This window comes from Nisaea denitrificans DSM 18348, from assembly GCF_000426505.1.
In the GTDB taxonomy this organism is placed as follows: domain Bacteria; phylum Pseudomonadota; class Alphaproteobacteria; order Thalassobaculales; family Thalassobaculaceae; genus Nisaea; species Nisaea denitrificans.
This window is the reverse complement of sequence record NZ_KE384532.1, coordinates 1-13,995: the sequence shown is the minus strand read 5'-3', so window position 1 is coordinate 13,995 and position 13,995 is coordinate 1. Positions and strand designations below refer to the sequence as shown.

General features: G+C 63.9%; 2 protein-coding genes and 1 pseudogene. 2 read left to right on the top strand and 1 reads right to left on the bottom strand.

Annotated elements, in window-relative coordinates:
* Nucleotides 1–9,807 (top strand): annotated as a pseudogene (locus K328_RS27095) (hypothetical protein); the annotation flags it as partial.
* A 51-nt stretch (nt 9,808–9,858) separates the two neighbouring features.
* Here the strand turns inward: K328_RS27095 and K328_RS26105 are convergent.
* The gene (locus K328_RS26105; protein ID WP_169721247.1) at nt 9,859–10,530 is read right to left on the bottom strand and encodes a glutathione S-transferase family protein; all 672 of its coding nucleotides are present in this window, start codon (nt 10,528–10,530) and stop codon (nt 9,859–9,861) included.
* 443 nt (nt 10,531–10,973) lie between these two features.
* Here K328_RS26105 and K328_RS25080 point away from each other — a divergent pair.
* A partial coding sequence (locus tag K328_RS25080) for a beta strand repeat-containing protein (RefSeq protein WP_169721246.1) occupies nt 10,974–13,995 on the top strand: 3,022 nt, incomplete at its 3' end.

Below are 13,995 nucleotides of genomic sequence, written 5' to 3'. Positions count from 1 at the left end.
GACACCGTCACAGGCGGCGCAACGCCGGGCGATGACAGCCTCGTCGGCACGGACGGCGACGACACGATCACCGGTCTGGCAGGCGACGACACCATCGACGGCCTCGCCGGCGACGATCTGCTCGACGGCATGGAGGGTGATGACACGGTCATCGGCGGCGCCGGGAACGACACCGCGCTCGGCGGCGACGGCGACGACACACTCGATGGCGGCGATGGCGACGACTCGCTTGATGGCGGCGCCGGAAATGACTCTCTTGAAGGTGGCGCGGGCAATGACAGCCTGACCGGCGGCGACGCTGTCGATGCGCCCGTGACCGAAACCGGCCGCATCGACGGCAGCAACTTCACCGCGACCGACAGCGGATTCCGCATCACCGCGACCCGCTCCCTGGAAAACGGCGACCGCAGCGAGCCGAGCGTCGATTACGTGACCTCGAATTCCGACGGACTCGGTGTCGACGGCGCGACCGGCGGGCCGGCCGGCCAGCTCGGCTATGATCCGGGTCTCGGTTTCTCCGAAGAGCTGATTGTCGAGTTCGACAATACCAGCACCGGTGCGACCGTAGAGATCGCGCGCCTGTTCAACACCGAGGGCAATGGCGGCGAACAGGGCCACTGGACAGCCTATCGCGACGGCGAAGTGGTCGGCGAAAACGACTTCCAGGCCGAGAGCGGCAGCTCCACAACGCTGACGATCGATGTCTCCGGCGGCTTCGACAAGCTGGTCTTCACTGCGACCGATTATGCAGACGGCCCGAATGGCGGCAGCGATGCCAGCGACTATCTGGTCAAGAGCATCGAATTTACGACCGAAACCACCGCATCCGGCAGCGACGACACCCTGATTGGCGGCGCGGGCGATGACGTGCTCGACGGCGGCGCGGGTGCCGACAGCCTGGACGGCGGCGCGGATAACGATCTGATCTCCGCCGGCGCCGGAGATGACACCGCCCTCGGCGGCGATGGCGACGACACGATCAATGGCGGTGACGGCAACGATCTGGTCGATGGCCAAGATGGTAATGACACGGTCAGCGGCGGCGCAGGCGACGATACGGTTCTCGGCGGCGCCGGCGAGGACACGCTCGGCGGCGGTCTCGGCGACGACAGCCTCGACGGCGGCATCGGCAACGACATCCTGACCGCAGGCGACGGCGACGACACTCTGGCCGGCGGCGACGGTAACGATCTCGCCGAAGGCGGCGCGGGCGCCGACCAGATCTCCGGCAACGCGGGCGACGATACGCTCAGCGGCGGCGACGGTGCGGACAACCTCGATGGCGGCTCCGGCGACGATGTTCTCGAAGGCGGTGCAGGGTCCGACACGCTTGCAGGCGGCGACGGCGCGGACAGCTTTGTCGGCGATCTCGCCGATCTGGATGGCGACGCCATCAGCGATTACGATGCCGATGAAGGCGATCTGGTCATTGCCAACGCGGAATTCGGCGACGATGCGGTCAGCCTGACCGTCGATAACGGCACCACGACCGTCTCCATCGACTCGACCGGCGACGGCAACGCTGACGCCACCTTCACGGTCAATGGCGAGTACCATTCGGTCAGCACCACCACCGAAAACGGCGCGACCTCGATCTCCTTCTCGCCGGATGTCACGGCGACGCCGGGCGACGACAGCCTCCTGGGCACCGATGGTGACGACACCATCTCCGGTCTTGCCGGCAACGACACCATCGATGGCGGCGACGGCAACGATCTGGTCGACGGCATGGATGGCGACGACACGGTCACCGGCGGCGCGGGCGACGACACCGTGCTCGGCGGCGCGGGTGAAGACACCCTGGGCGGCGGCCTCGGTAATGACATCCTTGATGGCGGTGCGGACAACGACACCCTGACCGCGGGCGAAGGCGCCGACACCCTCAGTGGCGGTGCCGGCGATGACAACCTTGATGGCGGAGACGGCGACGACCTTCTTGAAGGCGGCGCAGGGTCCGACACGCTTGCGGGCGGGTCCGGTGCGGACAGTTTCGTCGGCGATGTCGCCGATCTGAACGGCGACCTTATTGCCGACTACGACGCGGATGAAGGTGATCTGGTCATCGCCAATGCCGAATTCGGCGACGATGCAGTCACGCTGGATTATGCGAACGGCCAGACCACGGTCTCCATCGACGCGGGCGGCGAGAACGCAACCTTCACGGTCAATGGCGAGTACCACTCGGTCACCACATCGACCGACAACGGCGCGACCTCGATCTCCTTCTCGCCGGACGTCACGGCGTCCGAAGGCGATGACAGCCTGACGGGGACCAGCGGCGACGACACCATCTCCGGCCTCGCCGGCGACGACACCATCAATGGCGGGGACGGCAACGACCTGCTCGACGGCGGCGACGGTAACGACACGGTCACCGGCGGCAACGGGGACGATACCGTGCTCGGCGGCGCGGGCGACGATACGCTCGGCGGCGGCCTCGGCGACGACAGCCTCGATGGCGGCAGCGGTAACGACACGCTGACGGCCGGCCAGGGCAATGACACGCTGGACGGTGGCGACGGCAACGATCTGCTCGATGGCGGACTTGGCGACGACACGCTGACCGGCGGTGCTGGGGACGACACCGTGCTCGGCGGCCAGGGTAACGACACCCTCGGCGGCGGCACCGGCAATGACAGTCTCGACGGTCATACCGGCGACGACATCCTGACGGCCGGTGCAGGCGACGACACCCTCAGCGGCGGCGACGGGAATGATTTCCTCGATGGCGGCGCGGACAACGACAGTCTCGACGGCCATACCGGCAACGACACCCTGTCGGCCGGTGCGGGTGATGACACCCTGAGCGGCGGCGATGGCAATGATGTGCTTGATGGCGGCGACGGTGATGACAGCCTCGACGGCCATACGGGTAACGACAGCCTTGCGGCAGGTGCGGGCGACGACACTGTTGCTGCCGGTGACGGCGACGACACGCTGGACGGCGGCGACGGCAATGATGTTCTCGACGGCGGCACCGGTAATGACGCGCTGGACGGCGGCGCTGGCGACGACAGCCTGGTCGCAGGCAATGGCGCGGACACGCTCGACGGCGGCGACGGAAACGACACGCTCGATGGCGGCGAAGGTTCGGACAGTCTTGCGGGCGGTGCCGGCAGTGACGAGCTTTCCGGCGGCATCGGCGACGATGTGCTGGACGGCAGTGACGACGATGATCTGCTTGAGGGCGGCGCGGGCGCGGACACGCTTGCCGGCGGCGCTGGCGCGGACAGCTTCGTCGGCTCCCTCACCGATCTGAACGGCGACAACATCACCGACTACAATCCGGAAGACGGCGATCTTGTTATTGCCAATACCGAATTCGATGACGCTGCAGTGACCCTGACGGTTGCAAACGGCGAAACCACCGTTGTGATCGATACGAATGGTGACGGCAGCGCCGAAGCCACTTTCACCATGGCCGGCGAGTTCAACTCGGTCAGTACGGTGACGGAGGATGGCGCGACCTCCCTCTCCTTCTCGCCGGACGTCACGGCGTCCGAAGGCGATGACAGCCTCGTCGGCACGGACGGCGACGATACGCTCACAGGCCTCGGCGGTGATGACACAATCGATGGCGGTGACGGCAATGATCTGGTCGATGGCGGCGACGGAAACGACACAGTCACCGGCGGCGCGGGCGACGACACCGTGCTTGGTGGCGCAGGCGAGGATACGCTTGGCGGCGGCACCGGTAACGACAGCCTCGACGGCGGCACCGGTAACGACATTCTGACCGCAGGCGACGGCGACGACACCTTGGTCGGCGGCGACGGCAACGACGTGGCCGAAGGCGGCGCGGGCAATGACACCCTGTTCGGCGGCGATGGCAGCGATGCGCTTTCCGGCGATGCTGGGGATGACCGTCTCGACGGCGGTGCTGGCGACGACACGCTGATCGGTGGCGAAGGCTCCGACACGCTTTCCGGCGGCGCCGGACGGGACAGCCTGAATGGCGGCGAAGGCGGCGACCTCTATGAATGGAGCGTCGACTCGAACAGCAACATCCGTCACCTGCAGACCGGCGACCCGGAGAACCCGACCTCGGTCGGCGATGCGGAGACTTTCGACCCGACCAATCCGGGCCATGCCCAGTACGACAATTACAAGGATGACGGCGATACCGGCATCGACACGCTGACCGGTACCGACGGCAACGACAATATCGCCCTCGATTTCGGCGGTGAACGGCTGCAGGGCATCGAAGTCATCGACGGCGGTGCCGGCGACGACGTCCTCGATCTCGCCAGCAGCCGGTACGGCTATGACGACGCCACGCTGATCGGCGGCGACGGAAACGACGTGCTCTGGGGCAACCAGGGCGAGGATTATCTCGACGGCGGGGCCGACAATGACTGGCTGGCCGGCAATTCCGGCGACGACACGGCCGACGGCGGCGCGGGCGACGACAGGCTCGACGGCAACAGCGGCAACGACAGCCTGCTCGGCGGCGATGGCGCGGACACGCTCAACGGCGGCAGCGATGCCGACACGCTCGATGGCGGTGACGGTGAGGATCTGCTTAACGGCGGCAGTGGCTCCGACAGTCTTGAGGGCGGTAACGGCGACGACACGCTGAATGGCGGGACCGGCGCGGACACGCTGCGCGGCGGCGAGGGCGAAGACCTCTTCAAAGGCAGCGCCGCTGATCTGAACGGCGACACACTGGCGGATTATACCGGCGGCGAGATCGTCTCCGTCACCAATGCCACGTTCGGCGCGGAAGCCGTGACCCTGACGGTCGATAACGGCCAGACCACGGTCGCGATTGACAGCACCGGCAGCGGCAGCGCGGACACCACCTTCACGATCGACGGTGAATATCGCGGCGTCATTGCCACCGACGGCAGCGGCAGCACGGACCTCGTCTTCACCGAGGAAGTGCAGGGCCGGGTGATTATCGGCACGCCGAACCGTGACGACATCACCGGTACCGAGGGCGATGACACGATCAGCGCGCTCTCCGACAACGATACGGTTTACGGTGGCGAAGGCGACGACCTGGTCTCCGGCATGGACGGCAATGACCGGCTGTACGGTGAAGCTGGCGATGACAGCCTCAGCGGCGGCAACGGCTACGACCACCTGTCAGGCGGCACCGGCAACGACCTTCTGGATGGTGGCGCAGACAGCGATCTTCTGGATGGCGGTGAAGGCGATGACAGCCTCGATGGCGGCGCCGGTAACGACTATCTGAGCGGTGGTGACGGCAACGATCTGGTCGATGGCGGCGACGGACGAGACTATATCGTCGGCGGCGACGGAAACGACACGCTTTACGGCGGCGCGGACTACGACCGGATCACCGGCGGCGACGGCGACGATCTGATAGACAGTGGCGCCGATTCCGACCATGTCAGCGGCGGTGCCGGGAATGACACCGTCTACGGTCGCGACGGAGACGACAAGATCAGTGGCCAGGACGGCGACGACAGTATTGAGGGCGGCGACGGCAAGGATACCCTGGTCGGTAATGCCGGTGACGACACGCTCGACGGCGGCGCAGGCCGTGACAAATTGCAGGGCGGCGACGGCAACGATGTCCTGAACGGCGGTGCGGATCGTGACAGTCTGTCCGGACAGGATGGCGACGACTCCATCATCGGCGGCGACGGTAACGATTATCTTGTCGCGGGCGACGGCAACGACACGGTCGATGCCGGTGCGGACGATGATTACGTGCTTGCCGGTGACGGCGACGACAGTGTCGATGGCGGTGCCGGTGATGACTATCTGCGCGGCAATAACGGCAACGACACAATGTCGGGCGGCGACGGAAACGATAGTATTTCCGGTGATGACGGCGACGATCTGCTCGATGGCGGGGCCGGCAATGACACGGTCACCGGCGGCGACGGAAACGACACCGTTCTTGGCGGCGACGGGCAGGATACACTCGGCGGCGGACGCGGCGATGACAGCCTCGATGGCGGCGACGGCAACGACACGCTGACGGCCGGAAGCGGCAACGACGTGCTGGTCGGTGGTGAAGGCGACGACTTCCTGGAAGGCGGGTCCGGCAACGACACGCTTTCCGGCGGCGCTGGCGCGGACCGCTTCTACGGCAAGCTTTCGGATCTCGACGGCGACGTCCTGGAGGATTACAGCGCCGAAGATGGCGACGCAGTAATCGTCGATAGCAATATTGACGAGGACGACATCACCCTCACGGTTGCAGACGGCAAGACCACGGTCTCTATCGACACCAACCATAACGGCCATGCCGAGGCGACCTTTGTCCTGAACGGCGCGTTCACCGCAGTCGAGGCGGATAGACATCACGGCAAGACCACCCTCTCCTTCACCCCGGCGGAGCCGGACGAGAACAGCGCCACCGAAGGCGATGACAGCCTGATCGGCACCAGCGCGGACGACACCATTGACGGGCTCGGCGGCAACGACACGATCGATGGCGGCGACGGTAACGATCTGGTCTCCGGCGGCGCGGGCAATGACACGGTCACTGGCGGTGCGGGCGACGATACCGTGCTCGGCAATTCCGGTGACGATACGCTCGGCGGCGGGACGGGTAACGACAGCCTCGATGGCGGCACGGGCGACGATACGCTGACTGCCGGCGAAGGCAGCGACACTCTTGTCGGTAGCTTCGGCAGCGACCGTCTTGAAGGCGGTGCTGGCAGCGACACGCTCTACGGCGACGGCGGCAGCGCCTCCGACGCCGAGACGGCAACCGTCCGCATCGATTCCTCGAATTTCAGCGAGACCGGCAGCGGCTTCACGGTCACCGCGACCCGCGCGCTTTCGAACGGCAGCCAGAGCGACGCCAGCGTCGACAACATCGTCATCGAGCGGGACGCGCTTGGTGTCGAAGGCACGATGACATCGGGCGGCATACCCAATCAGCTCGGTTATGACCCGGCACTCGGCTTCTCCGAGGAACTGATCGTTGATTTCGACACCATGGCGAACGGCGCCAGCGTCGATATCCTCCGGCTGTTCTCCACCGAGGGGAATGGCGGCGAGCAGGGCCACTGGGCGGCCTATCGGGACGGCGAACTTGTCGGCGAGGACGATTTCACGGCTCCGAGCGGCGACCAGACCACGGTCACCATCGATGTGGATGGCGGATTCGACAGGCTGGTCTTCTCGGCGACCGATTATGCGGGCGGCGATGACGGCAATGCCCATGACAGCAGCGATTACCTGATCCGCAGCATCGAGGTGACCACCGACCCGAGCGCCAATGCGGCGGCGGACGATACCCTGATCGGCGATGCCGGTGACGATGTCATCTATGGTCAGCAGGGCAATGACGTGCTCGACGGCGGCGACGGCAACGACCTGCTTGAAGGCGGCGACGGTAACGACACCCTGATCGGCGGCAACGCCGAAACGTCCGAAGAGCTCGGACCGGAACTGATCGTCAATGGCGACTTCGAGGATCTGCCGGGCAGCCTGGCCCACGGTAACTGGGGTACCTTCACGGCCATCGACGGCTGGACCGCGGAAGACCTGACCCCGACCAGCGGCGGCACCGCGCCGATCGAGATCCAGCAGGGTGTCGTGGGCGGTGCGCCGCAGCAGCCGGACGACTGGGCCGACGACAACCATGTCGCCGAACTCGACAGCCACCCGGAGAGCGGCGGCACCTCCGGCGACACGAATGTGCTGATGGCGCAGACAGTCAATGTCACGGAAGACGGCGAGTTCCGCTTCAGCTTCGACTTCGCAGCACGCCAGCTCGGAAACCAGGTCTCGGAGACCAGCGAGCTGACCGTCTGGGTCGACGGCCAGAAGGTGCTGGAGATCGACGACGCGGCCCGGGAATGGACGCACCAGACCCTTTCCGTCAGCCTGACGGCGGGCGCCCATGTCATCGCCTTCAGCGGCGGCGACGCGGACGGCACCTCCGACCAGTACGGCGCCCTGATCGACAATGTCTCGCTGCGTCAGATCACCGAAACGAACCTGAACGACACCCTGATCGGCGGCGACGGTGACGATGTTATTTCCGGTGGCACCGGTGCGGACAGCCTGGTGGGTGGCGATGGCAACGATGTCTTCCGCGGCACGGCGGCCGAGCTTGAAGGCGACCGTATAGGGGACTATCAGCAGGGCGACTCGATCACCCTGACCGGCCTCGCTCTCGAGGAGGACGATGTCAGCCTGGTGGCGGACGGCGCGAACACCCGGGTCTGGCTCGATACCGACAATGACGGTGTGCCGGACACATCCTTCCTGCTCGTCGGCAGCTTCGAAAGCGTGAGTGTTTCTGCCGATGGCGACACCACCCTTACCTTCTCGGCAGAGGATGAGAACGTCATCTACGGTACCGAAAGTGACGACTCTCTCGGCGCGACAGAACTTGACGACACCCTGGATGGGCTTGCCGGCAACGACACGCTCAATGGCCTGGCCGGCGACGATGTCATCTATGGCGGCACCGGCGATGACCGGGTCAGCGGCGACGAAGGCGCGGACAGCCTCTATGGCGGCGACGGCAATGACAGCCTCTATGCCGATGCGGACGATCAGGTAATTGACGGCGGCGACGGTTTCGACCGGGCCTTCATCAATATCCGGGAAGCCCGCGACGGCGCCGACTTCCAGAATGTCGAACAGATCGAGCTCACCGCGAACGCTGCTTGGGAATCCGGTTGGTCCCTCCTGAGCTCGACGGATATCGACGGCGATGGCGACGAGGACATGCTCTGGCGCAACGACGACAGCGGCCGGGTCACGGCCTGGGCCATGGAAGGCTCCGTCGTCGTTGATCGCAGCAATCTCGGTACCCTGGACAGTAACTGGTCGGTCGAGGCTATCGAGGACTTCAACGGCGACGGCATCAACGATCTGCTGATCCGGAACAGCGCCACCGACGCGGTCTCCGTTTGGGAGATCGACGGAACAGCCGAGCCTACCAAAGGCTTCTCCGGCTTCCTCGGCAACAACTGGGACATCCTCGGCACCGGCGATTTCGACGGCGACGGCAAGGAAGACTTCATCGCCCGGAACGACAATGGCGGGGCCGCCTCGGTCTGGCGCATGGATGGCTCCACCCCGCTCGAGAAGAGCTATGCGGGCACCATCGGCGCGGACTGGGATCTGGAATCGGTCGCTGACTTCAATGGCGACGGTAAGGACGATCTGCTGCTGCGTAACAGCAATACCGGCACCGTCTCTGTCTGGGAAATGGACGGCGGCACGGCCTCGAACAAGAGCTATGCCGGCATCCTGAACTCAGACTGGGATGTCGAGCACGTCTCCGACATGAATGGCGACGGCAAGGACGATCTGGTCTTGCGCAATACCGCAGACGGCTCCGTCTCTGTCTGGGAAATGAACGACGGCATTGCCTCGAACAAAGGCTATGTCGGCACCCTCAGCTCCGACTGGTCGGTCGAGGGCTTCGCGGACTTCAACGGCGACGGCACGAACGACATGCTGGTCCGCAACGACAATGGCTCGGTCTCCGTCTGGGAGATGGATGGAGCAACATTGCTCAATGCCGGCTATGCAGGCGATATGACCTCCGACTGGACAGTGCGCGGCCTCGCCGATTTCAACGGTGATGGCAAAGCGGACATCCTGGCCGAAAATACCTCGACCGGTGCAGTCACTGTCTGGGAGATGGACGGCTCGACGGCGACCAACAAGGGCTTCGTGAAATCGCTTGGCGCAGGCGAGAGCATCACCGACATCGCCGACGTCAACGGCGACGGCAAGGCGGATATCCAGATCACATCCGCCGCCAACGACGGCGTCTCCTATTGGGAGATGGATGGCAGCGACCTGAAGAAAGTCGTGCAGGGCGGTCACTATTACATCGACACGCCGTTCATCTAGGATCCAGTACCCGGGGGCGATCACTGCCCCCGGTATTCCACCCGCCGATTACTATCCGGCCAGATGCATCGCCGGGTCGCGGACCGCATCGAAGCTCGGCCGGGCAGACACCTGACCGTAATATCGGGCGAGGTTCGGCGAAAGCGCATCCTCCCCCGCCAGAAGCGCCCAGCGATGCACCCGGATGGTCATCGGGATATCGCCATAGCTCCAGCTGTCATCTGCGATATGTCCTGTCCGGGAAAGCTGGTCCTCAACGATGCTCCATGCGCGGGTGAGCGCCGCTCGCGCCGCTTCCGCGACCTGTGGCTCGCGCTGCTCTTCAGGCAGCCGGATGGTGTGTTTCACCAGAGTGTGCATCGGCGGAATAAGCTCGTTGTTCTCCCACATGATCCAGCGGCTTGCCGAGGCGAAGCGCTCTGTGTCCGAACCATAGAACCTGTCCGGGTCATATTTCATGGCGAGGTATTGCAGAATCGCATTCGATTCCCAGAGTACGAAGCCATCATCCAGGATTGTCGGGACTGTACCGTTCGGGTTCATTGCCCGATATTCAGGTGTATCCACCACGCCGAAAGCCTGATTGCCTTTCGCCACATGGCCGTGCGCGCCCATCGTTCCACTCGCCAGAACAAGCTCGTGCGGCAGCCCCAGTTCCGCCACCGCCAGCAACACTTTCTGTGTCCGCGCGGATGTCGGCCGCCCCCAGATCTTGATACTCATACCCGCTTCGCTCCGCATATGTTCCCTCACGCAGGAAACAACCTAGCGCGTCGATGCTCACGCCGTCAGTGACGTTTAATGGTTTCGGCCAGCCCGTCCCTCTTAATTCAACCGGCTTGTAAATGAAGGCCTGGACCACACCTTACAAAATGAACGGTTGTGATGTTGTGTTGCAGCGACGGCTTATGACACGAGAATTGCTCTAATTTTCTTTATGAAGATAACTATTTTTTAGGGCTTTTCAGATAAACTCCAAACTATGTCGCATCCTAATAGGCTGTATTTAGATAAATTTTTATTGAAATTATCTTCAAACATCCCTATTCAAGGTAACGTATGGTCAACAGAAGTCCCGGCCGGAGAAGCCTGCCGGTTTCGCCCGCGCTCTGGAGCAAAGAATGGCACGGCGCAAGTCGCATGATAAAGATAATCAGAGGTCTGGTTTGATAACCGGTGACAACGGCCGTGATGCCATCACCGGTTCGTCCGGCGACGACTCGATCTATGGCTATGGCGATCGCGACACGCTCTCCGGGGCCGGCGGCAATGACCAGCTATTTGGCGGCGACGGCAATGACTATCTCGTGGGTGGCGACGGCGACGACATCCTCTACGGCGAGGACGATAAGGACACGCTGAGCGGCGGCAACGGAAACGACGCTCTCTATGGCGGCAACGGCAAAAACAGCCTCTTCGGAAATAACGGCGACGATTTTCTCCTGGGTGGAGATGATAAGGACACGCTGTCCGGCGGATCCGGCAACGACACACTCTCCGGCGGCGCCGGGAACGATGCGCTGCGCGACGATATCGGAAACAACTATTTCGACGGCGGTGCCGGCAAGGACAGCATCACAGGCGGCCAGGGCAGCGACACCATCCTCGGCGGCGCTGATGACGATCAGATCACCGGCGGAGCGGGCAATGACAGCATCGATGCCGGCGACGGCAACGACACGGTCTCCGGCGATTATAATAACGACACCATCCTGGGCGGTGCGGGCGACGACAAGCTCTATGGCCGCGGCGGCAGCGACAGCATCGACGGCGGCGCAGGTAACGACCTGGTCTCCGGCGACTGGTCGCACGACACGCTGTCCGGCGGTGACGGCGACGACACGATCTCCGGGTTGGGCGGTAACGACAGTATCGACGGCGGTGCCGGCAATGACAGCATCAAGGGCGAGTCCGGCAACGACACCATTTCCGGCGGTGACGGCGATGACACCATCTCCGGCAAAGGCGGCAGCGACAGCATCGATGGCGGTGCCGGTAACGACTATATCCGCGGCGACTATGGCAGCGAGACCCTCCTTGGCGGAGCCGGTGAAGACACCATTTCCGGCGACGGCGGCAACGACCAGATCGACGGCGGCGGCGATGCCGACCTGATTATCGCCTCCTCCGGCAACGACACGCTTTCCGGCGGCACAGGCGACGACACCATTTCCGGCGACGGCGGCAGCGACCTGATCGAGGGCGGCGACGGCGCTGACTCACTCCTGGGTGGCGATGCCAGCGACACGATCTCCGGCGGAGCCGGAGACGATACAGTCGATGGCGGTGCCGGGGACGACACAGTCTATGGCGGTGCCGGAAACGACCTCTTCGTCGGCAGCGGCTCCGAGATTAATGGCGATTATTTCGCCGATCTCGACAGCGGTGACTCGATCCTGATCACCGGCGCGAACATCACCGACAACGAAATCACGCTGACGAATGCGAACGGGATCACCACGGTCGCCATCGACGCCAACAACAACGGCTGGGCAGAAACGACCTTCACCCTCGAAGGTGTTTTCACAGACGTCACGCTCGTCCAGAGTAACGGCAACACCAGCCTGCAATTCTCGGCTGGCACCGGTGGCTCTAACGGCAATAACACCCTGATTGGAACGGATGAAGCCGACACGCTGTCCGGAAGTGCTGACGATGACACCATCGACGGTCTTGGCGGCGATGACGTTCTTTACGGCGGTGCCGGCAATGACGAAATCACCGGCGGCACGGGCAACGATGAGATCACCGGCGGAGCGGGCAATGACAGCATCGATGCCGGTGATGGTAACGACACAGTCTCCGGCGATTATAATAACGACACCATCCTGGGCGGTGCGGGCGACGACAAGCTCTATGGCCGCGGCGGCAGCGACAGCATCGACGGCGGCGCGGGTAACGACCTGATCTCCGGCGACTGGTCGCACGACACGCTGTCCGGCGGTGACGGCGACGACACCATCTCTGGCAAAGGCGGCAATGACAGCATCGACGGCGGCGCAGGCGATGACAGCATCAAGGGCGAGTCCGGTAACGACACGATTTCCGGCGGTGACGGCGATGACACCATCTCCGGCAAAGGCGGTAACGACAGTATCGACGGCGGTGCCGGCAATGACAGCATCAAGGGCGAGTCCGGCAACGACACCATTTCCGGCGGTGACGGCGATGACACCATCTCCGGCAAAGGCGGCAGCGACAGCATCGATGGCGGTGCCGGTAACGACTATATCCGCGGCGACTATGGCAGCGAGACCCTTCTTGGCGAAGCCGGTGAAGACACCATTGACGGCAAAGGCGGCAACGACCTGATCGATGGCGGCGACGGCGCAGACCATCTGGATGGCGACGATGGCCATGACACCATCTATGGCGGTGCGGGTAACGACCAGATCACCGGTGGCGACGGCAACGACAGCCTTTCCGGCGGTGATGGCAATGACACCATTGAAGGCGGTCGTGGTTACGACACCATTGACGGCGGAGCCGGTAACGACCTGATCAGAGGCAAGGCCTCCGACTTCCAGGGCGACCATCTCAAACTGGACGGCAGCGATACCCTGCTTCTCACTGATATCAGCCTGGACCCCGACGACGTCTCGCTGACGAGTTATTATGGAACCACCTACGTCGTCATAGACACGACCGGGGATGGCTGGCCCGAGTATTATTTCTCCATCGAAGGCGATTTCGAATCGATCGATGTAACCGTCGGCGAAAATGGCACAAGCCTTGGCTTCGTCACTGGACCGATAACCGGAACGGACGGCGATGACAGCCTTGTCGGCACCGACGATGCCGACACCATCTCCGCTCTGGACGGCGACGACATTGTCGCGGCCGGCGACGGCGCGGACGTCGTCTACGGCGGCGCGGGCAATGACGAGATCACCGGCGGTGCCGGGAACGATGCGCTGGATGGTGGCGAAGGTTCCGACACGCTTTATGGCGGTGCCGGCGAAGACACGCTCTCTGGCGGCGACGATGCCGATCTGCTGGACGGCGGCGCAGGCAACGACGTCCTTGATGGCGGTGCCGGGAACGACACCATCCATGCCGAAGACGGTGTTGATACGGTCAATGCAGGCGATGGCGACGACGCGATCTATGCCGGCGACTCCGGCGTCGTGGACGGCGGTGCCGGCGACGATACGCTTTATGTCGACACCCGCTCCGACCTGGACGGTC

What these genes read in the sequence shown, in the direction of transcription:
- K328_RS26105 (WP_169721247.1), bottom strand. Translation starts at nt 10,530, where the DNA reads ATGAGTATCAAGATCTGGGGGCGGCCGACATCCGCGCGGACACAGAAA.